The following is a 22538-nucleotide window of genomic DNA, read 5'->3' on the forward strand; positions in this document are numbered from 1 at the left end:
GCACGCAGGTTTCCCGACCCGCCCTTCTGGCTCCAACGACCAACCCGATCAGGACATGCCATTGACCATGGCCCAAGGAATGAAGCGCCTCGGGACGCCGATCGCGGCGCTGCTCGGCGTCGTGCTGATCGCCCTGATCGCGACCTCCTGGCTCATCAACCGCGACGCGCTGCGCAAGGCGGTCGAAGCGCAGATCCGCGACGTCACCGGGCTCGAGCTCAATGTCGCCGGCAACATCGACATCTCGCTGCTACCGGCAAGCTATATCTCCTTCCATGACGTCGGCCTCAAGGGCGGCGGCACCGGCGATTCCGCGCTCCATATCGACGTGCTTACCGCCAATCTGCGGCTGCTGCCGCTATTGCTGCAGCGGTTCGAGATCGCCGACCTGACGCTGCTGCGGCCGCGCATCCATGTCAGCCTGAAGCCGGACGGCGAGAGCAACTGGACGCCCTTCATCCAGACCATCGCGCGCACCATGAAGCCCGGAGCCGAGAACCAGGTCTCGTTCTCCGAGATCCGGATTCAGGACGGCGTGCTCGATTACGAGGACGCCGCTACGCACGCCACCGAGCAGTTCGACGACATCGACCTGTCGCTGGCCTGGCCCTCGATCTCGCGCTCCTTCGCCGCCACCGGGCAGTTCGACTGGCGCGGCGAGCGTGTCGACGGCTCGATCAGCTTCTCCGATTTCGTCGCTGCCCTCTCCGGCGATCGCTCCGGACTGAAGGCGCGCATCGCCAGTGCGCCGCTCAAGCTCGCCTTCGACGGCAGCGTTGCCAATCGCACCAGCCCGATGATGGAGGGCACGCTGACGATCGACAGCCCGTCCCTGCGCAACGCGCTGCGCTGGACCGGGCAGCCGCAGCCCGCCAGCGGCGGCTTCGGCCGCTTCGCGCTGAAGGCGCGTGCCAACGTCATCGGCGCCTCGATCGCGCTCACCAATGTCAATGTCGAGCTCGACGGCAACACCGCGGAGGGCGTGATGACCTACGCCAATAACGGCCGGCAGACGCTGCAGGCGACGCTGGCCGCCGACGCGCTCGACTTCACACCTTATATCTCCACCTTCCGCCTGCTCGCGAGCGGGGCGCGCGACTGGAACAGGCAGCTGTTCGATCTGAACGGATTGTCGACCACCGACCTCGATATGCGCCTGTCGGCAGCAAAGCTGACGGTCGGGCCGACGAAGCTCGGCCGCACCGCGATCGGCGCCAATCTGCGCAACGGCACACTGGCGCTCTCGGTCGGCGAGGCGCAGGTCTATGGCGGGATCGCCAAAGGCTCGTTCGGCATCGCCCGCTCCGACACCGTCGCTGACATCAAGGCGCAATTCCAGTTCACCGACGTCGATCTCCAGGCCTGCGCCACCGAACTGTTCGGCCTCAACAAGCTGTCCGGCCGCGGCAACATCAACGTCTCGCTGTTCGCCTCGGGCTCGAGCCCGTTCGGCCTCGTGCAGTCGCTCGATGGCAGCGCCACCGTCACCGGGCACGACGGCGCGATCTCGGGCTTCAACGCCGAGCAGCTCCTGAAGCGGCTGGAGCGGCGGCCGCTATCGGGCGGCGGCAATTTCCGCAGCGGGTCGACGCCGTACAACAATCTCACCATCGCGGTGAGATTCTCCGACGGAATCGCCACCGCCGAAGATATCCGCATCGAAGGGCCGGCGGCGAAGATCACGCTGACCGGCACCGCCTCGGTGCCGACGCGCGAATACGACATGAAAGGCGTGGCGAGCCTCAATACGACGTCCGGCTTTCAATTGCCCTTCATGGTGCAAGGCCCCTGGGACGATCCGCTGATCTTCCCCGACCCAGAAAGCCTGATCCGGCAATCTCCCGCGGCGTCTCCCTTCCTCGATCTCCTGAAGCAGCGCATTACGGGCGGCGGAAAGCGTCCCGAGGGATCGCCGACGGCCGAGAATGCCAAGGAGAACGCCAAGTCGAACTGATCGACGATCCAGGGCAGCGCGCGGCGGTCCTGCGAAGAGATCATGCCCAAACGACAACAACCTGAGGCGCGATGACGATTCATCGTCATCGCGCCTTTGAAAGATGAAATCGCTGTCTTGGCTTTGGCAGCCTGCGCGCGAACGGCCCGCCTGCCAAATCCAACCGTGGTCCAACTTCATCCGATCCCGCCTCACGCAGCCGATTGGGTCGTCGAAATCCAGCTCTCGTCCTCCCGCACCAGGGGGACCGTAGCGATCTTCGGCGCGGTCGCCACCGCAGGCATGCTGCCCTGGCCCAGTTCACGGGCCAACACCTCGCGGTCACAGGCGTTCTCCCACAGCGAGATCGTGATGGACGCGACGCAATTGCTGACCATGCTGGTCAGTGCCCGCGCCTCCGACATGAACCGGTCGATGCCGACAAGCAGTGCCACGCCGGTCACGGGCAAGTCCGGCATCACCGAAAGCGTCGCGACAAGCGCGACGAAGCCGCTGCCGGTGACGCCAGCTGCCCCTTTGGACGTCAGCAGCATCAGTCCGAGCATCGCCGCGATTTGCCCCCACGTCAGATGGATGTCGCAGGCCTGCGCAATGAACATGGACGCCAGGGTGAGATAGATGGCGCTGCCGTCCAGGTTGAAGGAATAGCCCATCGGCAGCACGAGGCCCGATACGCCCTTCCGGCATCCGAGCTGCTCCAACTTGCGCAGCGCGCCAGGCAGCGCCGGCTCCGAGGACGACGTGCCGAGCACGATCAGCAATTCTTCCTTGAAGTAGCGGATGGTCTTCCACAGGCTGAAGCCGTTCAGCCGCGCCAGCGTACCAAGCACGACCACCACGAACACGGAACAGGCGATATAGAATGTCAGAATCAGTAGTCCGAGCGAGCCGATCGAGCGGATGCCGTAGCGGCCCACCGTGAACGCCATGGCGCCAAAGGCGCCGAGCGGCGCGAGCTTCATGATGAAGCCGAAGGACACGAACAGCACGTGAGAGAACGAGGCGACGGCCTTTGTCACCACGACACCGCCATCGCCGGCACGGCTGAGGCCAAAGGCGATCAGGATGGAGACCAGCAGGACAGGCAGCACCTCACCATCCGCAAACGCTCCGAAAATTGAATGCGGGATGATGTGCAGCATGAAGTCCGCAAATCCGGTCGCACCGGCCTGCTTGGTGAATTTCGCAGCCACCGAGGGATCCAGCGTACTGACGGAAACGTGCATGCCGGCGCCCGGCTGGATCAACGATACGGCGATCAGCCCCGCCAGAAGCGCGAGCGCGGTCAGCAGGTAGAACAACGCCATGGACTTCACCAGGGTGCGGCCGACCTCGCGGGAATCGCTGATGCTGTTGATGCCGCTCACGATGGTGCAGAACACGATCGGCGCGATCATCATCTTGACCAGCTTGACGAAGCCGTCGCCAAGGGGCTTCAGCGCGGCGCCAAATTCGGGCCAGAAATGGCCCGTGACGACACCCAACACGAGGCCAATCAGCACCTGGACGTAGAGAATCCGGTAGAAGGGTTTTCCCGCCTCGGTGTTCGCGTGTCCAGCCAGCGCTTCCTTGTGCATTCTCGTTTCTCCCATGGCTCTGATTTTTTCTGTTGGCTTCGCGGCGCGAGTGTCAGGCCGCCAGCACCGAATGAGGCACGTGTGACCGGCGGGCGAAGACATGGCCCTCGAAGATTCGCCGGGCCGTCCGCAGCACCCGGGCAACCGGGCCGGGCTCGAGCCTGACCACGAGCTGGCCGGAGGGATGGGCCAGCGTGATCGGCACCGGCGGCGCCAGCGGTCCGACCATCTCTGCAGCGATCGTTCCGGGTGTCACGCATGCCGTGGCGATCGCGACAGCGCCGGTCACCGCCAGTGCGGTATGGCAGTCGTGCGGCATGAAGTACCTGACGTTCAAGGTCGCCCCGCTCGCGGGCGCGATCAGAACCGGTTTCGGGATCACCGTCGTCGCGGGATTGGGAAAGCCCATCCGGCGCCCCGCTTCGATCCGCAACTCTTCGAGACGCGCGCGGAAGCCGCTTTCGGCAAAGTCGGAGGGCGCCTCGCGGCCGCTCCATCCCAGATCCGCCGCGCGGACCAGCATGACCGGCATCGCCGCGTCGAGGCAGGTCACATCGATTCCCCTGATGCGGTCGACCGCCCGTCCCGTCGGCAGGAGGCGGCCGGTGCGTGCGCCGGCCGCGTCGGGGAACGACAGTTCGACCGGCGCGGCCGTTCCCGGCACACCGTCGATCCGCGCCTCGCCCTCGTAGGTCACGCGCCCTCCCGGCGTGGCGACCGTCGCGTCGATCAGCTTGCCGGTGTTGACGTTGTGGATGCGCACATGGGTACGATCTGCCGCGGCGGCGATCAGGCCGGCTTCGATTGCGAATGGCCCCACCCCCGCTAGCATGTTTCCGCAATTCGGCGAGGTATCGACGATGCCCTCACGAACACGCACCTGGGCAAACAGGTAGTCGACGTCGGCACCGGGCACCGATGCCGGACCAACGATCGCGACCTTGTTGATGACGGCATTGCCGCCGCCGATCCCGTCAATTCCGAGATCGTGCCCGCCTCCCATGACGGACAGCAGGACCGCGTCGCGTGATCTTGCGTCGGCCGGAAGATCGCGGGCCAGGAAGAACGGCCCGCGCGAGGTACCCCCGCGCATGACCACGCAGGGAATGGCAATCTGATCGTTCATGGAGCTGTTCCGTTCGGCGACAATTTCGCGCGGGCCAGAGCATCCCTCAGCAGAACTCTTTTGTGAAATGCAAATATCTGAGGTATTATTTCGCATATCGGTATAATTGGAGGCTGTCATGAACGCGGAACTGCTCGACCTCAAGGCGTTCATCACCGTTGCGGAGACGGGAAGCTTCGTCCGCACCGCGCGGGCGCTCAACTTGTCGCAACCCGCACTCAGCCGACGCATTCAGAAGCTGGAAGAAGGCCTCGGTGCGCCGCTGCTCGAACGGTCGACGCGCCACGTCAATCTCACCATGACCGGCCGCGACTTCCTGCCGAAGGTGCGCCGCCTCATCGATGAGTTCGAGACCTCGGTGCTTGCCATCCAGGATATCGGCGCGCGAAGCTCAGGCCTGGTCTCGGTGGCCGCGGTGCCGACGGCGGTGTTCTACTTCCTGCCGCGCGCGATCGGCCAGTTTGCCGAGGCTTACCCGCGCATTCGCATCCGAATTCTGGACATCGGGGCCAATGAGGGATTGGAAGCGGTCGCGCGCGGAGAGGTCGACTTCGGCATCAATTTCATCGGCGCTTCGCATGCCGAGATCGAATTCGAGAAGCTCGTCGAGGATCCTTTCGTCCTGGCCTGCCGTCACGACCATCCGCTGGCATCGCGCAAGCAGGTCAGCTGGCCGGAGATCGTGCCGCACCGAGTGATCACCGTCGGTCGCAACAGCGGCAATCGCGCGTTGATCGACAACGCGCTGGCGCGACACGGACTGCAGCTGAACTGGTCCTATGAAGTTGCTCACCTCTCGGGTTCGCTGGGCCTGGTTGAAGCCGGCCTCGGCATTGCCGTGCTACCGAGGCTGGCGACGCCCGCCGCCGGCCATCCAATCATTCACACCATTCGCCTGGTCGAACCCGAGGTGGCGCGGACGATCGGCATCGTGCGCAGGCGCGGGGCGACGCTATCCCCTCATGCCAGCCAGTTTCTGAAGATGCTCCTCGAGGCCTGGCGCTCCCCGGCACAAACAGGCGGGCATGGCAAGCCGCGGTCCCGATCGGGTGAGGCAAGCTCGAACACGACATCGTCGCCTCCGAAGCGGAGACGCTGACGGCACGCCGGGGAGCGGCGAGACCGCTCCCGCCAAGCCGGAGTTCCTCGGACATCGCGAATTGATTGCCGCGAATTGATGCAGCGATTGGATCAATGCGCGCGTTAAGCATCGCCACAGAGCGACACCCGCGACCTAGGTCTGACAACATGCTGCGTTGATTGCGCTACCATCCTGCGCTAGTGTTTTTTCGACCGGTTAAAAACACCGGCCGTTTGAGGGAGAAAAACGTGAAATCCAAGGTTATTGGCGCAGTATCACTGGCGGTCGCTGCGGCCGGGCTGTTTGCAGCCGCTGCACCCGCATTTGCGCAGCAGAAGACGATCACGGTCTGGTGGGGCAAGGGCTTTTATCGCTCCGAAGACGACGCACTGATCGAGACGATCAAGAAATTCGAAGCCAAGACCGGCATCAAGGTCGAATTGTCGCAATACGCGATCCAGGACATGATTCCGAAGACGGTCGCCGCGCTCGATGCCGGCACCGTGCCCGACGTCGCCTATTCCGATTCCTATGACGTCCAGGCCCAGGGCAAGTGGGCCTATGAAGGCAAGCTCGAGGATCTCTCCGACGTCATGGAACCGATCAAGGACCGGTTCGTGCAGAACACGCTGGATGCGTCGATCCTCTACAATGACGTCACCAAGAAGAAAGCCTATTACGGCTTCCCGCTGAAGCAGCAGAGCATGCACGTCCAGATCTGGAACGACATGCTGGAGAAGGCCGGCTTCAAACAGGCAGATATCCCGAACGACTGGTCGGGCTACTGGACGTTCTGGTGCGACAAGGTGCAGCCGGCGATCCGCAAGGCCACCGGCCAGCGCATTTACGCCGTCGGCCAGCCGATGGGCGTGGAATCCACCGATGCCTTCCAGTCGTTCTACACCTTCATGGACGCCTACCACGTCAAGCTGGTCGATGACGACGGCAAGCTCCTGGTCGACGACCCCAAGGTTCGCGAGAACCTGATCAAGGCGATGAAGGACTACACCGACACCTATATCAAGGGCTGCACGCCGCCGTCCTCGACGACCTGGAAGGATCCCGACAACAACGTCGCCTTCCACAACAAGACCATCGTGATGACCCACAACTTCACGATCTCGATCGCGGCGAAATGGTTCGAGGACTCCCAGAACCAGGCGCTCACCCAGGAGCAGCGCGACGCCGGCAAGAAGGCCTATGAGCAGGACATCATCACGGCGTCCTTCCCGAAGGCGCCTGACGGTTCGACCATCCGCTACCGCTCCGACGTCAAGACCGGACTGATCTTCACCGCCGCCAAGAACAAGGCCGAGGCCAAGCAGTTCATCAGCTTCCTGCTCCAGGAAGAGAACGTCCGTCCCTACATCGAGGGCGCGCTCGGCCGCTGGTTCCCGGTGACGAAGGAGAGCCAGGAAAGCCCGTTCTGGCAGGCTGACAAGCACCGCAAGGCCGTCTACACGCAGTTCAAGGGCGGCACCGCGGCGTTCGATTTCACCAAGAACTGGAAGTTCACGATCCTCAACAACGAGAACGTGTGGGCGAAGGCGATGAACCGCGTCGTCAGCGAGAAGGTTCCGGTCGACAAGGCCGTCGACGAGCTGATCGCCCGCATCAAGCAGGTCGCGGGTTAATTCATCCGCTCCTCTCCCCGCCTCGCGGGGAGAGGTGTTAGAACAACACCGGCCGCGTTTCGCGGCCGGCTTCTCTTTGAAGAGTCCAAAAAGAATGGCGATCACGCTCTCAGGCGATCAGGCACTTCCCGGCCCGCCCCTGTCGTCACGGCTGACCCCGGCGCAGGTGTGGGGCATCGTGCTGCTCGCACCCTATCTGCTCGTTTTCCTTGCCTTCGTCGTCTATCCCGTCTGCTACGGGCTATGGCTGGCGCGCGCTCCGGGGAACTACGTCGCACTCTACAACGACCCGATCTTCGCACGTGCCGCGGTCAACACGCTGATCTTCCTGGTCATCGGCATCAACATCAAGATGCTGATCGCGCTGTTCCTGTCAGGCTTCTTCGCCGTGCAGCGCCCCTGGATCAAATGGCTCTCGGTGATCTTCATCCTGCCCTGGGCCGTGCCGTCGATTCCGACCATCCTGTCGGTGCGATTCATGCTCAACCCCGAATGGGGCGTGATCAACCACCTCATCTTCTCCTTCACCGGCGACGACGGCCCGAACTGGCTGAACGATCCGACCGTGGCGCTCAGCATGGCGATCGGCGTGCACATCTGGAAGTCGCTGCCGTTCTGGACGCTGATCCTGATCACCGGCCGCCTTGCGATCTCGCACGATTTGTTCGAGGCCGCCGAGGTCGACGGCGCGAGCTGGTGGCAGAAATTCCGCTACATCACCTGGCCGTCGATGCAGACGCTCTACGTCACCTGCACGCTGCTCTCGATGATCTGGACGCTCGGCGACTTCAACAGCGTCTACCTGCTCACCGGCGGTGGCCCGGCCGACCTCACCCACGTGCTGTCGACGCTCGGCATCCGCTATCTCCGGCTCGACCAGCTCTCGCTGGCAATGGCATCCATCGTCTGCGCGATGCCGTTCGTCCTGCCGCTCGTGTACTTCATGATGAAACGGTTGTCGCGATGAAGCTCCCCTCCTTGCGTGAAGTCGCGACCGAAGCGCGGCTCCTGCTGATCGGCATTCCCGTCTTCCTGTGGACGATGATTCCGATCTATCACATGTTCCTGTTTGCGATCTCCCCGAAGGAGGATGCGTTCTCGGGCAAGCTGTGGCCGGATCATCCGACGCTGCACAACTTCGAGATCGTGTTCAAGCAGCAGCATTATTTCCTGCGCGACTTCTACGTCCAGTTCTGGAATTCGACGGTGATCGCGGCGTCCGTCGGCGTGCTGACGCTGTTCATCGCGACCGCCGCGGCGTTCTCGATCTCGCGGCTGAAGGTGCCAGGCGGTCGCATGGTGTTGAACCTCGCGCTGTTCACATATTTCATCCCCGCGGCGTTCCTCGCCGTGCCGATGTACCGGACCATGGGCAATTACGGCCTGCTCAACAATCACTGGTCGCTGATCCTGGCGATGGTGACGATCGCGAGCCCGTACGCAATCTGGGTGCTCAAGCAGGCCTCCGACAAGCTGCCGGTCGAGCTGGACGAAGCCGCCGTGATGGACGGCGCGACGACGCTGCAGATCTTCCGCCTGGTCTACCTGCCGCTGATGATGCCCTCGCTGGTCGCGATCGGCACCTACGCGGTGCTGCTGGCCTGGAACGAATATCTCTACGCGTTCCTGCTGCTCTCCAATGACCGCGAGATCACCCTCCCCGTCGCGCTTGGCAACTTTCTCGCTGCCGACGATTCGCCCTGGGAGCTGCTGATGACCACCGGCTTCATCTATGCGCTGCCGCCGGCCGCAGTCTATTACGCCTTCCGCCGCTACATGGTGGGCGGGCTCACAGCGGGCGCGGTGAAGTCCTAGAGTATTTTCGGTTCTGATTGAATCAGAGCCGAAGCTCTAGATTCTTGTTTTGACGCGTTTTCTTCACGCGAACCGGTGTCCACTTCGCTCGAAAACGCTCTAAGCAGTCTCCGCGCGCTTCCGGCGATAGGCGACGAGAAGCGCGACCGTCGAGCCGATGAAATAGCCGGCGGTCGCGCCCGAGATGGCGCGGCCGACAATGATTGCCAATGCGCGGTCGGCCGCATCGATCGCCGAGATCACGCCGACCCCATATTGCAGCGAGAACACGACGAGGTTGCGGATCAGGGCAAACGCGCTGCCGGGGCGGATGATCTCGCCCGTCTCGTGATCCACATCGAAAGGGCGTGGCGTCAGCACACCCAGCGGCAGAAGTGCCAGCGCGGCTGCAATCCACGCGATCAGCGGCCAAGCACTGCCCTGAGGGCCGAAGCCGATGCGGGACATCCCCCAGACGATGAACACGACCGGCAGGATCAGCGCACGCCAGATCGGCGTCTTGCGTGGCTGCATTGACTGGATGCCCTGCCAGACCAGATAGGCCAGCAGCACCCAAACCCAGGGCGGCGTGTGGATCAGCACCTGATAGGCGAACATCCCGGTCAATTTCCCTGTTTACAGCGGCGCAGCGCTCTCTCCCTGCGAGCTCGACAGTTTCGAGGCGAGCGAAGCCATGACAATGACGAGCGCGATTAGCGCGATCACCAACGTGCAGATCGCGTTGATCTCCGGCTTCACCCCCCAACGCACCTCGGAATAGATGCGGATCGGCAGGGGGGCCGAGCCAGGGCCGGTGGTGAAGCTCGCGATCACGAGATCGTCCAGCGACAGCGTGAAGGCCAGCATCCAGCCTGCGACGATCGCGGGGGCGATCAGCGGCAATGTCACCGAAAGAAAGGCGCGGACCGGGTCGCAGCCGAGGTCCATCGCGGCCTCCTCGAGCGAACGATCGAGCGAACCGAGCCGGGACTGCACCACCACGGCGACGAAGCACATCGTCAGCGTGGTATGGGCGATCGTCACTGTCCAGAACCCACGCTCGGCATTCAGCGCCACAAACAACAGCAGCAGCGACAATCCGGTGATCACCTCAGGCATCACCAGCGGCGCATAGAGCATACCGGAGAACAGCGTGCGGCCGCGAAAACGCTCGCCGCGCGAGAGCGCGATCGCCGCAAGCGTGCCGAGCAGAGTCGCGATGGTGGCGGAGGAGACCGCGACCCGCAGGCTCATCCAGGCCGCCTCGATCATGGCCCGGTCATTGAAGAACTCGCGATACCAGCGCAGCGACCAGCCGCCCCACACCGTCACCAGGCGCGAGGCGTTGAACGAGTAGATGATGAGGATGAGAATCGGCAAATACAGGAACGCCAGCCCCAGCGTGAGCGAGGCGATGTTGAAGCGGGAGAGACGAAGGACCTTGCGCATCGTCTCAACGCCCCTGTTCCAATTGCCGTTTCTGCAGCCGCTCGTACAGCAAGAGCGGCACCAGCAGCACCACCAGCAGCACGATGGCCGCGGCGGAGGCGACCGGCCAGTCCTTGTTGGTGAAGAACTCGAGCCACAGGGTCTGGCCGATCATCAGCGAATTGGAGCCGGCCAGAAGGTCCGGAATGACGAACTCGCCGACGATCGGGATGAAACACAAGAGCACGCCGGCGCCGACCCCGGGCAGCGACAGCGGGAAGGTGACAAGCCAGAACACCTGCCATGGCGGCGCGCCGAGATCAGAGGCCGCCTCCTCCAGCGCAGGCTCCATCTTGGCGAGCGTGGCGTAAAGCGGCAGGATCATGAACGGCAGATAGGAATAGACGATGCCGACATACATCGCGCTGTCGGTGGAGAGCCAGACCACAGGCTGGCTGACCAGGTGCAGCGCCAGCAGGATCTGGTTGAGCAGGCCGTCGTGCTGGAGGATGTTGATCCAGGCATAGATGCGGATCAGGAACGAGGTCCAGAACGGCACGATCACCAGCACCATCGCCAGCGCCTGCCAACGCCTCGGCAGCCGCGCCATGCCGTAGGCGATGGGGTAGCCGATCAGCAGCAGCAGGGCAGTCGCCGTCACGGCGACGGTGAGGCTGCGCACATAGGCGAACACGTAGATGTCGTCGGAGGCGAGCAGCCTGAAATTGTCGAGCGACAGCGCGGCAAAGGCCGTCTTGAGTGCCTCCCACCCCGCCATCAGATCGAACACGGGTTCATAAGGCGGCTGTGCGATCGCGGTCTGCGACAGGCTGATCTTCAGCACGAAGGCGAACGGCACCAGGAAGAACAGCACCATCCAGACATAAGGCGCGATCGCGGCAAAGCGCGCAGGCCTTGCGAAGATGCGGCGGGCGCTCATGATTCCAGCACCACGCAATCGTCAGGCGTGAACCAGGCGACGACACGCTGGTTAAGGCTGTAGGCATCGACGTCGAGCCGCGCGCTGTTGGCGACGGAGACCTGCACCAGCCCGCCAGTGTCGAGCTTCACCTTATAAGTGGTGGTGCCGCCGAGATAGCCGATGTCGGCGATCACGCCATCCAGGGCGTTGATGGCGGTTCCACGGCCAGCCTCGTTCACCGGCCCGCGGCGCGACAGCTTGATCTTCTCGGGACGGATCGCGATCGAGAATCGTCCCGCACCGAGCGGTTCGCGCGGCTCGGCCACCACCAGCGTACCCGCATCACGCGTACCAATGATCAGACGATGACCGTCCCGCAATTTGGTCTCACCGTCGAACAGATTGACGTCGCCGACGAATTCCGCGATCCAGCGCGAGCGCGGCGCCTCGTAGAGCTCGCGCGGGGGCGAGACCTGGGCAAGCTTGCCTGATTTCATCACCCCGATCCGGCTCGCCATCGTCATCGCCTCCTCCTGATCGTGCGTGACGATGATGAAGGTCATGCCGAGCCGGCGCTGCAGCTCCATCAATTCGACTTGCGTGCTCTCGCGCAGCTTCTTGTCGAGTGCCGCGAGCGGCTCCTCGAGCAGCAGGAGCTGCGGCCGGCGCGCCAATGCGCGGGCGAGTGCCACGCGCTGGCGCTGGCCGCCGGAAAGCTGGTCCGGCCTGCGCTTCTCCAACCCCTCGAGCTTCACCAGCGCGACCATCTCCGCCACGCGCGTGGCGATGTCGGCGCGCGCCATGCCGGCGCGCTTCAGGCCGAAGGCGATGTTGTCGCGCACCGACAGATGCGGGAACAGCGCGTAGTTCTGGAACATCATGTTGATGGGACGCTCATGCGGCAGCGCCTGCGCGATATCCTTGCCGCCGAGCAATATGCGCCCCTCGTCCGGCGCCTCAAATCCCGCGAGCATGCGCAGGAGCGTGGTCTTGCCGCAGCCGCTTGGGCCCAGCAGCGCGAAGAACTCGCCGGCCTTGATGTCGAGTGAGACGCCGTCGACGGCGCGGAACGTCCCGAACGTCTTGGCGACGCCCTCGATGCGCAGCAACGGCCCGGCTGCGGGAAGCACATCTCTGGCGGCTGCATCAGCCGCGATATCCGTTCCGGGCAACTCTTCCGCCATGGTCCCTGCCAACCCCGATTCCGCCGCACGCTAGCGGCCGATCGGCTTTTGCTCAACCCGTTCGGAGGTAGCGTCATTGCAGCCCCGTAGTCATGAACGCCGCCAGCGCATCACGCTCCGCCGCGGGCATGGTCAGACCGAGCTTGGAACGGCGCCACAGGATATCATCCGGAAAGCGTGCCCATTCGTGGGTCACGAGATAGCGCACCTCGGCGGCGGTCAACTCGGGGCCGAAGGCGGGACCGAGCTCGCCGCGGGTCTTTGCCCCGCCGAGCACCGCCGACAGCCGCAAGCCGTAGGCCGCAACCAGGCGCTGGGCCTCCGGCTCCGACAGAAAGCGCCAGCGGTCGCGCGCGAGGTCAACCTCGTGATCGAAGCGGTCCCACGCGAAATCTCCGCCGGGCAGCGCGGCGGCGGCGGTCCAGGGCGGCGACATCGGATAGAACGGTGCCAGCTTAGTCACCGCCCGCTCGGCGCGCAGGCGGGAGGTGGTGACGTCGCCGCCGAACATCGTGATCAACGGCGCCTTGCGCCGGCGGGCATGGAACAGCGTCGTGCCGTCGCGTCCTCGCGCGGACGCCAGCGTCAGGTTAACGCCGGAGACCGTCCGGACCACGTCGGTCGGCGCAATGCGCTCGCGGAAATAGCGGCTGGCGGCGGCGCAGAGATAGCTGACGTCGGCCCCTCGCATCGCCACGATCGCGGGATCTCCGGTGAAAGCATGCGTGACCGTACCGATCAACGTGAACTCGCGCTCGAACGGCCGGGCGAAGATCAGCCGGCCATCATGGTTCTGGAAGACGTAGACGTTCTCGGAATCGAACAGCCTTGGCACGATGATCTGGCTCATCTGCGTGGCCGCCATCGCTGGCTGCGGTTGCCGCAGCACAGTGTCGGCGACCATCGATGTCCAGCCTCCGGTCGCGTTGGCGAGCGCACGGGCCGTGATGCTGCGGCGATGGCCGCGATCGACCACCGCGAGCCGCCAGATGTCGGTTCGATCGGCGCGGACGCAACGCGCCCCGGTGCGGATCGCCGCGCCGCGCTCGGACGCATCCAGCGCCGTGAGAACCACCAGGCGGGAATCGTCGACCACGCAGTCCGAATATTCGAAGGCCGTGCCGAACGGGCGCTTCAGCGCGTCGCCGACCGGATGATGTGTGATGTCGAGGGTCACCGACGGCGGCAAGCCGCCCCGGTTCGTCAGGCGGTCATAGACATACAGGCCGACCCGCAGCATCCAGGGCGGACGCTCCTCGACATGCGCGGGGATCACGAAGCGCATCGGCCGGACCAGATGCGGCGCGATCCGGAGCCAGATCCGGCGCTCGGCCAGCGCCCGGCGCACTCGCCGGAACCCTCGCCGCTCCAGCACCGACAGATCGCCGTGGATCAGCCGCGGTGTTGCCGAGGACGCCGCACCACCGAGATCGCCCTGCTCGAACAGGATGACCCGCAGTCCGCGGCCGGCCGCATCGCGCGCGAGGCTGACGCCGTTGAGGCCGCCGCCGATGATCGCAAGGTCGTAATCCGCCATGAGGCCGTCGAGAAGGAGCGAAGCGCCCCATCATCACTAGAGCGATTTCCGCTCCGATGAAATCGGAACGGAGCTTCCGGTTCGGGTTCTGACAGGTTTTCTCGACGCGAAACGGGAATCCGCTTCGCGCGAACGCGCCCTAGCTAGCCGGTCTTGAGCGCAAGCTCCACGAGCTCAGTGCGACCGACGAGACCGGCATATTTCCTGATCGGCAGCGGCTTGCCGAGCAGATAGCCCTGCACGCCGTCGCAGCCCTCCTTGGCGAGGAAGGCGAGCTGCTCAACCGTCTCGACGCCCTCGGCGATGATCGACATTTCCAGGCCATGGCCGAGATCGATCACCGCGCGGACGATGGCAGCCGATTGCGGGTTGCGGCCGAGATTGACGATGAAGGCGCGGTCGATCTTGATCTTGTCGAACGGGAACGCCTGGAGGTAGCTCAGCGAGGAGTAACCGCTGCCGAAATCGTCCATGGAGATGCGCACGCCGAGCGCCTTGAGACGGCGCAGCAGCGCAAGACCCCGGTCGAAGTCTTCGATCAGCACGCCCTCGGTGATTTCCAGCTCGAGCCGGCCGGGTGCAAGGCCGGTCTCGATCAGGATCGAATGGACGAGACCAACCACGTCACCGTGCATGAACTGCGCCGGCGACAGATTGACCGCGACCTGGAGCGGCTTCGGCCAGGACGCCGCCTCGCGGCAGGCCTCGCGCAGGATCCACTCGCCCATCTCCACGATCAGGCCGCTCTCCTCGGCGATCGGGATGAATTCGGCCGGCGAGACCTGGCCGCGCACCGGATGCTGCCAGCGCGCCAGCGCCTCGAAACCGATGATCTCGGTCTCGACAACGCTGTGACCCGCGGCTCCCTGCGGCTGGAAGGCCAGCGAGAGCTCGCCATTCTTGATCGCCATCGACAGGTCCTGGTGCAGCACGCGACGATCGCGGATCTGCTGATCCATCTCCGGCTGGTACAGGCTGATCGTGCCGCGGGACTTCTGCTTGGCGCGGAACAGCGCCGCACCGGCATTGGCCAGCAGCGAGGCACCGTCGGCGCCGTTGTGCGGGAAGATCGCCATGCCCGTGGTGGCGCCGGCGCGCACCGAGCGGCCGTCGATCTGGAACTCCTTCGCGACGGCCTCGCCGAGCTGCTGCGCCAGCGCAAGGCCCGCGTCCGGCTGCTTGCCGTCGATGATGAGACCGAATTCGTCGCCGGACAGGCGCGCCACCACGCCGCCGCGGGCGGAATCCTGCAGACGCTGAGCCACCTCGATCAGAAGCTTGTCGCCGAGCGCGTGGCCGAAAACGTCGTTGACCTCCTTGAGGCCGTCGAGGTCGACGCAGAGGACGGCGAACTCCTCGCCGGTGCCTTCGCAGGCCTCGATCATCTGGGTCAACGCCTGAAGGAAGGCGGCGCGGTTCGGCAAATCGGTGAGGCCATCATGATAGGCCATGTGCGCCATGCGCGATTCGGTCTGCCGGCGGTCGGTGACGTCCTCGTGGGTCTTGATCAGATATTGCGGCTCGCCGGCGTCGCCGAGCACGGTGGCACGGCGGGGCAGGAACAGTCGCAGGCCATCCTTGGTGGAGATCGGATGCTCCTCGGTGATCATCCCGCGTTTCTTGATCGCGGCCTCGTCGCGCGCGATGATCAGCTTGGCTTCCTTGGGGTTGAAGATGTCGGCGGCGGTCAAGCCCGTGGCTTCCTCGCGCCGACGATTGAGGATCGTCTCTGCGCTGCGATTGGCGAGCAGATAGCGACCATCCTTGACCTGCTCGACGATCAGCGCCACCGGGATGTTGTCGACCACCAGCTCGAGGAACTTCTTGGCGCTCTCCAGCTCCTTCGACAGCGAACGGCGGTCGGTGATGTCCTCGAACACGAGCATCAGGAATTCGGGCTTGTTGCTCTCGTCGCGGACCACGATGCGGATCGAGGCGACCATGCGCCGCTCGCCGCCGCGGTCGACCTCGAATTCGTTGCGGAACTGGCCGTCCGGCGAATTGAGCGCCGCCTGGTCCGTCGCCTCGATGCTGGCCACCGAGACGGGCGCGAACAGCTCGCGCGCATTCTTGCCGACGACGTGGTCACGCGAGAAGCCCCAGAATCGCTCATAGGCGCTGTTGGCGAAGATATAGCGACCATCCTCGATGTTCTTAGCAGCCACGCAGGCCGGGACGTTGTCCAGCACCGTTTCAAGGAACTGCTTGGTCGAGGCGAGCTGTCGCGACAGCCGGCGCTGCTCGCTGACGTCGAGATGCGTCGCCACCGAGCCGCCGTTCGGCAGCACGAAATATTTCACCAGGATGGCACGCCCGTCCGGCAGCTCCGTGATCAGGCCGTTGCTGCTTGCCGCCTTCTCATAGAACTCATCGTCTGAAGCGACGCCAAGCACCCCGCGCTTGCGGCGCAGCTCGAGGAGCTCATATCCGCTCATGTTGGTCCAGAGGTCCGAGCGCGTCAGGCCGTAGATCTCAAGATAGCGGTCGTTGCAGAAGATGATGCGGCGCTGCGCATCCGTCATCACCACGCCCTGGTTCAGATTGTTCATGGCGGAGGAGATGAAGGCGTTGCGCCGCAACTGCAGGCGCCTGGTCCGGCGCAGCGAGGAATGGATCCACAGCGCGATCGCGGCGAGGAAGGCGCAGACGACGATACCCGCGATCAGGGCTTCCCAGACCACGACGGGGTCGAGCTGGCCGAGATAGCTCGGCGGGGCGAAGCCGTCCGACAGCGCAAAGGCACGCGCGGGCGCAACCGTGCCGGCCAGGCACACAACGGCCTGCACAGCAATCGGAAGCGTGCTGCCCTCGTGCCAGTTCTTCTCAGCCATCAGCCACCCGCGATTTCAACGTCGGATTGTCTGGCTTCACGGGTTTGGATCGGGTAAACGCCTGTACGCGCAACAGAAAAATGTGACGTGAAATACGGCAATTGGCCTGACATGATAAATTCTTCCTTAACGGAAAATGGCCCCGCGCCATTCGTTCCATGCCTGGCGCCACCGGCGCTTCCAGCGGACATCCTGCACAACCATGGATAGGGTCGATTGTGTCGTCATCGGAGCCGGCGTGGTCGGGCTCGCGGTGGCCCGAAAGCTTGCACAGGCCGGGCGCGAGGTCATCGTGCTCGAAGAGGCCGAGGCGATCGGCACCGTCACCTCTTCGCGCAACAGTGAGGTGATCCATGCCGGCATCTACTACCGCGCCGGGAGCTGGATGGCGCGCATGTGCGTCGACGGCAAGCACGCGCTCTACCGCTACTGTGCCGAGCGCGGCATCCCGCACAAGAATTGCGGCAAGCTGATCGTCGCGACCAGCCCGCAGGAGACCGCGAAGCTGCAGTCGATCAAGGCCCACGCCGAGGCCAATGGCGTGCTCGACATGCAGCTGCTCACGGGCGAGGCGGCACGCGCGCTGGAGCCGGCGCTGGCCTGCGATGCCGCGCTGCTGTCGCCGTCGACCGGCATCATCGACAGTCACGCCTACATGCTGTCGCTGCGCGGTGAAGCCGAGGACGCCGGCACGGCCTTCGCGTTTCACACCCCGCTGATCCGCGCCAAGGCGACTGGTGGCGTCATCGAGATCGAGGCCGGCGGCGAGGCGCCGATGACGCTGCAATGCAGCCTGCTCGTCAACGCCGCCGGACTCTCGGCGACGACGGTGGCGCGCAACATCGACGGCATGCCGCTGGACCGAATTCCGCCGGCGTATCTCGCCAAGGGAAATTACTTCAGTTGCAATGCCAAGGCACCGTTCTCGCGCCTGATCTATCCGGTACCGGAGCCCGGCGGTTTAGGGGTGCATCTGACGCTGGACATGGCCGGTCAGGCGCGCTTCGGGCCTGACGTCGAATGGATCGAGACGATCAATTACGAGGTCGATCCGTCGCGCGCCGAGCGCTTCTACCCGGCGATCCGCAAATACTGGCCGACGCTGCCTGACGGCGCGTTGATGCCGAGCTATTCGGGGATCCGGCCGAAGATCGTACCGCCCGCGGTAGCGACGCAGGACTTCTTGATGCAGGGCCCGCGCGATCACGGCGTTGCGGGCCTGGTCAACCTGTTTGGCATCGAATCGCCGGGACTGACGTCGTCACTCGCGATTGCAGACCACGTCGCCGAGCTCGCAGACGTCTGAAGCGCGATGAGATTTGGATGAATCGTCATCGCGCTTTAGGTTGTTGTTCGCGCATGATCATTCCGGAAAACCGCTTCGCACTTTTCCGGATCATGCTTTAGTGAGAGCGCTCCCGCGCGAGGTGGATTCCAGCGTCAAGGTGAGCGCGCGCCGAAACAGCAAGCGCGCGCCGCGCAGACATCTCTGCACGGTGCGCCCCCCTGCAGCAGGGATGAGCGCAAAGGCTCTCATCCCTGCGAGACAAGGGTACGATCAACTCTACGCTGTTATGGGGGTTACTAGTGGAGCGTGTCGCCGTGCTTCAGACGCTCGATCTGGTCCTTGACCATCAACTTCCGGCGCTTCAACTCAACAATTTGCAGGTCGTCTGTTGAAAGGTGCACGAGAGCTTCGTGCAATTCGTTTTCGAGAAGTTTGTGCTTCCGTTCCAATTCAACGAGATGTGCCTGAATTGTCATTCGAAACCTCCTCGGTAGGGTTGAACCTTAGGATTCGATCCGGACAAGCAAGTCTACATCACCGATTCGTTCTGTCGATGGGTATCCGTCGTCGCAGCGTCATTTTTGAAAATTCATATGTAACGAAGCGTGAGTAAAGGAACCGCGCGGGAAAAATCCATGATATCAATACGCTTGCGCGGCACCTCGGCGCCCCGCAGAAATATGTTGCTGGAGATCAGCGAAGAGGGATCGCAGATCGCTTGCGATCACGCCGCGCAAGGACGATACTTTCCACAGGGCATCCACAGCCTTAAGTCTCACGCCTATCGGTTTTCGGCCACCGCAGACATGACCAATGAAGATGAGCGTGAGCTCGAAGCCGAGCTCACCCGGTTGCAGCAGGAACACCGAGATCTCGATGCGGCGATCGATGCACTGCATCAATCGCCCGCCCCCGACCTGTTGCGGTTGCAGCGGTTGAAGAAACGCAAGCTGTTGTTGCGTGATCGCATCGCGTTCATCGAAGACCAGATCACTCCGGACATCATCGCCTGATCCGTGAGCCGGCTTGCGCGCTGGCTCGCGGCATGAATCTGCTTGACTCGAAAGAACAAAATAGGAACATTTGAGCAGCCCACCGCCCTAGGAAACGGTCAAGGACAACTGAAGGATAACGCAGATGTCGGCAACGGCCCTTCTCGACAACAGCCATTATGAACAGGCCTGCGACCAGGCGATCGCGATGTGCGACGGCAATCTGCGGAGCACCATCAAGGCGCTGATCATGGCCAACGAATATCTGGAAGCCGAGCTGGAGGAATTGCAGGCGGCGATTTCCGCCGGATGCATCCCGGACTCCTCGCGCAGCGGAATGCGGGACAAGAGCAGCGCCGCCTGAATTTTAAGCGCCTTTTCAAGCATGATCTTGTTCGGAAAACCGCTTCACGCCTTTCCGGATCATGCTCCACCGGAGCAACGCCATGTCGGATGTGACCTACTACGTTGCAATGCCCTTTCTGATCGATGCCGACGGCTCGCCAGTCGCCGGCGCCGCCGAGGAATGCCAGAGCTCCACAGCGGCATTGCGGCGCGCCGAGATCTTGTCGCGCGGCGCCGGCAACATCGGCGCAGTGGCCTTCAGCCGCCGCGGCGATCCCATGACCGGTGAATTCGGCGACGCCACGCTGCTGCGCAAATTCGGCAATGTGCCGGAAGATCTCGCCACGCTGTAGCGTCAGCTGCCAACCAGCCTGATCCTCGGCTCGTGCCGCCGGCGCGCCTTGCGCACATACATCGCGGCATCGGCTTCCTCCAGGGCGCGGCCCGCATCGGAATGCGCTCCCAATAGCGCGACACCGGTGGAGGCGCCCGCGGTCACGTGCTGGCCGTGAAAGACGAAGGACAATTCGTCGATCGCCTGCTCGAAGGCCGCCGCCTTCGCCTTGGCGTCGGTCTCGCTGAGATTCCAGAGCAGCAGCGCGAACTCGTCGCCGCCGAGCCGGCCGACCACGTCGGAGGCGCGAACCTGCCGCGTCAGCGTGGCGGCAATCGCCTTGAGCACCTCGTCGCCGGCGGCGTGGCCGAAGGAATCGTTGATCGGCTTCAAGCGGTCGACGTCGAGCACGATCAGCGCGCCACTGGCACGGTAGCGCTTCATGTAGGCGATGGCGCGCGCGAGTTCGCGCTCGAAGCCGCGCCGGTTGGGAATCTCGAGCAGGAAATCGGTATCGGCTGCCGCTTCCAGCTCCGCGACGCGGCGCTGCGCCGTCTTGAGCTTGATCCGCAAGCCCCGGATCGTCGCCTGGGCGGTTTCCCTGCCTCCATCGTCGCCCGGAGAACCGCGCCGCGGAGGCCGCTTTGCCGGAGGCTTGGCCGGCCGCCCGGGGACGGCTTCGGATCGGCGGGCGCTGGTCTTTCGGCCCTTTTTGGCCTTCGCAGCGCTCGCCCTTTTTGGTTTCTTCATGGGCATCCTGCTCAATGAAGGCTTGCGGGGATTCACCAAGACAGGATAGTGGATTCCCTTCTCCTTGCCACCGCCTTGCGAGCCGCCGGCCGGAACCGTTAATCTGGCCTATCCTTCTGTTTTTCGAGCACAATTAACGTCATGACCGCGCCGATCGCCATCATCATGGGAAGCCAGTCGGACTGGGACACGATGCGGCATGCCGCCGACACGCTTGCCGCGCTCGGCGTGGCCGCCGACACTCGCATCGTTTCGGCCCACCGCACGCCCGACCGGCTGTTTGCATTCGCCAAGGGCGCCAAGGCCGCGGGGTACAAGGTCATCATCGCCGGTGCCGGAGGCGCTGCACATCTGCCCGGCATGGCGGCCGCGCTGACCGAGCTTCCGGTGTTCGGAGTTCCCGTCGAATCCAAGACCCTCAAGGGCCTCGATTCGCTCTATTCGATCGTCCAGATGCCCGCTGGCATCCCGGTCGGCACCCTCGCCATCGGCAAGGCCGGTGCGACCAACGCCGCGCTTCTGGCGGCGGCCGTGCTGGCATTGTCCGACCCGGCCTTGTCCGATCGTCTCGCCGTCTGGCGCAAGGAACAGACCGAGGCGGTCGCCGAGCGCCCGGAGGACAAGGCGTGACCGACACCAGGCACGTGAAGCTGAAGCCCGGCGACACCATCGGAATCCTCGGCGGCGGACAATTGGGCCGGATGCTGGCCATGGCTGCGGCGCGGCTCGGCCTGCGCTGCCAGGTGTTCTCGCCCGATCCGGACTCGCCGGCTTTCGACGTCGTCTTGAACGCGACCTGCGCCGAATATGCCGACGTCGAAGCGCTCGAACTGTTCGCCAACGACGTCGACGTCATCACCTACGAATTCGAGAACGTGCCCGCCGCGGCCGCGATGGTACTCGATGCGCGCCGACCCGTGCTGCCCAACCGAAAGATTCTCGAGACCACCCAGGACCGGCTCGCCGAGAAGGATTTCGTGACCCGGCTCGGCATCGGCACCGCGGCCTATGCCGACGTCACCTCCGTCTCCTCGCTGCGCGAGGCGATCGCCAGGATCGGCCTTCCGGCCGTGCTCAAGCCCCGCCGCTTCGGCTATGACGGCAAGGGCCAGGCCATCATCCGCGAGGGCGACGACATCGCAAAGGCGTGGACCAGCCTCGCCACCAAGTCGGCGATCCTGGAGGCCTTTGTGCCGTACGAGCGCGAGATCTCCGTGATCGCCGCGCGCTCCGCCACAGGCGAGGTCCAGTGCTTCGACGTCACCGAAAACGAGCACCGCGACCACATCCTGAAGATCTCGCGTGCGCCCGCAGGAATCCCGGACGCCCTCGCCGAAGAAGCGCGCAGCATCGCCGGCAAGATCGCGAGCGCGCTCGACTATGTCGGCGTGCTCGCCGTCGAGATGTTCGTGCTCGCCAATGGCACAGGACCGAAGGTGCTGGTCAACGAGATCGCACCGCGCGTGCACAATTCCGGACATTGGACGCTCGACGGCGCCTCGGTCTCGCAGTTCGAGCAGCACATCCGCGCCATTGCCGGCTGGCCGCTCGGCAAGCCGGTGCGCCATGGCGAGGTCGTCACCATGACCAACCTGATCGGCGACGAGATCAACGACTACGAGAAGTGGCTGGGCGTGCCGGGCGCGACCGTGCACATCTACGGCAAGGGGGCACCGCGCCCCGGCCGCAAGATGGGTCACGTCACCGAAGTCAGGCCCTCGACAGGCAAGTGAGGGGACCGCAGCAATCGTCGCGATCCCC

The 22538-nt window shown here is 64.2% G+C and carries 21 protein-coding genes; 11 read left to right on the forward strand and 10 right to left on the reverse strand.

The window, feature by feature from the left end; all coding sequences use genetic code 11:
* Positions 1–67 precede the first annotated feature (67 nt).
* Entirely contained in the window at positions 68–1954 is a 1887-nt protein-coding gene (locus X268_RS27285) for an AsmA family protein (RefSeq protein WP_164938191.1), read from the forward strand.
* A 191-nt stretch (positions 1955–2145) separates the two neighbouring features.
* Here X268_RS27285 and dctA read toward each other — a convergent pair whose 3' ends face one another.
* Together dctA and X268_RS27295 are read right to left on the reverse strand one after the other, a co-directional pair.
* Complete coding sequence (dctA, locus tag X268_RS27290; RefSeq protein ID WP_128927800.1) at positions 2146–3531, reverse strand: C4-dicarboxylate transporter DctA; 1386 nt, start codon at positions 3529–3531, stop codon at positions 2146–2148.
* 52 nt (positions 3532–3583) lie between these two features.
* On the reverse strand, positions 3584–4657 hold the full coding sequence (locus X268_RS27295) for a 4-oxalomesaconate tautomerase (protein ID WP_128927801.1): 1074 nt from the start codon (positions 4655–4657) through the stop codon (positions 3584–3586).
* A gap of 118 nt (positions 4658–4775) precedes the next feature.
* On the opposite strand from X268_RS27295, the gene X268_RS27300 reads away from it, so the two are divergent.
* The 4 genes from X268_RS27300 to X268_RS27315 all read left to right on the forward strand — a co-directional run bounded on the left by X268_RS27300 (position 4776) and on the right by X268_RS27315 (position 9187).
* Positions 4776–5756, forward strand: a complete 981-nt coding sequence (locus X268_RS27300) for a LysR family transcriptional regulator (protein ID WP_164937957.1) — start codon at positions 4776–4778, stop codon at positions 5754–5756.
* A 230-nt stretch (positions 5757–5986) separates the two neighbouring features.
* The gene (locus X268_RS27305; RefSeq protein ID WP_128927803.1) at positions 5987–7372 is read left to right on the forward strand and encodes an ABC transporter substrate-binding protein; all 1386 of its coding nucleotides are present in this window, start codon (positions 5987–5989) and stop codon (positions 7370–7372) included.
* A gap of 94 nt (positions 7373–7466) precedes the next feature.
* A complete protein-coding gene (locus X268_RS27310; protein WP_128927804.1) occupies positions 7467–8339 on the forward strand; it encodes a carbohydrate ABC transporter permease in 873 nt (290 codons plus the stop codon).
* Complete coding sequence (locus tag X268_RS27315; RefSeq protein WP_128927805.1) at positions 8336–9187, forward strand: carbohydrate ABC transporter permease; 852 nt, start codon at positions 8336–8338, stop codon at positions 9185–9187. Before X268_RS27310 ends, X268_RS27315 begins: the two co-directional genes overlap by 4 nt.
* 99 nt (positions 9188–9286) lie before the next feature.
* On the opposite strand, the gene X268_RS27325 is transcribed toward X268_RS27315, so the two are convergent.
* From X268_RS27325 to X268_RS27350, 6 genes are all read right to left on the reverse strand, one after another.
* Positions 9287–9784 (reverse strand): DUF6622 family protein, encoded by a 498-nt coding sequence (locus X268_RS27325; RefSeq protein WP_128927807.1) that lies wholly within the window; start codon positions 9782–9784, stop codon positions 9287–9289.
* A gap of 18 nt (positions 9785–9802) precedes the next feature.
* Positions 9803–10615: an ABC transporter permease gene (locus X268_RS27330; RefSeq protein WP_128927808.1), complete on the reverse strand. Its 813-nt coding sequence runs from the start codon at positions 10613–10615 to the stop codon at positions 9803–9805.
* 4 nt (positions 10616–10619) lie between these two features.
* On the reverse strand, positions 10620–11534 hold the full coding sequence (locus X268_RS27335) for an ABC transporter permease (RefSeq protein WP_128927809.1): 915 nt from the start codon (positions 11532–11534) through the stop codon (positions 10620–10622).
* On the reverse strand, positions 11531–12700 hold the full coding sequence (locus X268_RS27340; protein WP_128927810.1) for an ABC transporter ATP-binding protein: 1170 nt from the start codon (positions 12698–12700) through the stop codon (positions 11531–11533). The genes X268_RS27335 and X268_RS27340 overlap by 4 nt, the downstream gene beginning before the upstream one ends.
* A gap of 73 nt (positions 12701–12773) precedes the next feature.
* The gene (locus X268_RS27345; RefSeq protein WP_128927811.1) at positions 12774–14237 is read right to left on the reverse strand and encodes a glycerol-3-phosphate dehydrogenase; all 1464 of its coding nucleotides are present in this window, start codon (positions 14235–14237) and stop codon (positions 12774–12776) included.
* A 143-nt stretch (positions 14238–14380) separates the two neighbouring features.
* Positions 14381–17068: a sensor domain-containing protein gene (locus tag X268_RS27350; protein WP_128927812.1), complete on the reverse strand. Its 2688-nt coding sequence runs from the start codon at positions 17066–17068 to the stop codon at positions 14381–14383.
* Between the two features lie 202 nt (positions 17069–17270).
* On the opposite strand from X268_RS27350, the gene X268_RS27355 reads away from it, so the two are divergent.
* Complete coding sequence (locus X268_RS27355) at positions 17271–18374, forward strand: NAD(P)/FAD-dependent oxidoreductase (protein WP_128927813.1); 1104 nt, start codon at positions 17271–17273, stop codon at positions 18372–18374.
* A 278-nt stretch (positions 18375–18652) separates the two neighbouring features.
* Here the strand turns inward: X268_RS27355 and X268_RS27360 are convergent, their stop codons facing one another.
* Entirely contained in the window at positions 18653–18832 is a 180-nt protein-coding gene (locus X268_RS27360) for a YdcH family protein (protein ID WP_061880823.1), read from the reverse strand.
* Positions 18833–19162: 330 nt separating this feature from the next.
* Here X268_RS27360 and X268_RS27370 point away from each other — a divergent pair, with 330 nt between their 5' ends.
* The 3 genes from X268_RS27370 to X268_RS27380 all read left to right on the forward strand — a co-directional run bounded on the left by X268_RS27370 (position 19163) and on the right by X268_RS27380 (position 20046).
* A complete protein-coding gene (locus tag X268_RS27370; RefSeq protein WP_008546179.1) occupies positions 19163–19369 on the forward strand; it encodes a YdcH family protein in 207 nt (68 codons plus the stop codon).
* 124 nt (positions 19370–19493) lie between these two features.
* Positions 19494–19712 (forward strand): hypothetical protein, encoded by a 219-nt coding sequence (locus X268_RS27375; RefSeq protein WP_128927814.1) that lies wholly within the window; start codon positions 19494–19496, stop codon positions 19710–19712.
* A gap of 82 nt (positions 19713–19794) precedes the next feature.
* Positions 19795–20046: a hypothetical protein gene (locus X268_RS27380; RefSeq protein WP_128927815.1), complete on the forward strand. Its 252-nt coding sequence runs from the start codon at positions 19795–19797 to the stop codon at positions 20044–20046.
* A gap of 2 nt (positions 20047–20048) precedes the next feature.
* On the opposite strand, the gene X268_RS27385 is transcribed toward X268_RS27380, so the two are convergent.
* Entirely contained in the window at positions 20049–20777 is a 729-nt protein-coding gene (locus X268_RS27385) for a GGDEF domain-containing protein (protein WP_164937958.1), read from the reverse strand.
* Between the two features lie 141 nt (positions 20778–20918).
* Between X268_RS27385 and purE the strand changes: the two genes are divergently transcribed.
* Both purE and X268_RS27395 read left to right on the forward strand, forming a co-directional pair.
* Positions 20919–21407, forward strand: a complete 489-nt coding sequence (gene purE / locus X268_RS27390) for a 5-(carboxyamino)imidazole ribonucleotide mutase (protein ID WP_128927817.1) — start codon at positions 20919–20921, stop codon at positions 21405–21407.
* A complete protein-coding gene (locus X268_RS27395; protein ID WP_128927818.1) occupies positions 21404–22510 on the forward strand; it encodes a 5-(carboxyamino)imidazole ribonucleotide synthase in 1107 nt (368 codons plus the stop codon). Before purE ends, X268_RS27395 begins: the two co-directional genes overlap by 4 nt.
* Positions 22511–22538: the final 28 nt, after the last annotated feature.

The sequence above is a fragment of the Bradyrhizobium guangxiense genome (assembly GCF_004114915.1).
Lineage (GTDB): Bacteria > Pseudomonadota > Alphaproteobacteria > Rhizobiales > Xanthobacteraceae > Bradyrhizobium > Bradyrhizobium guangxiense.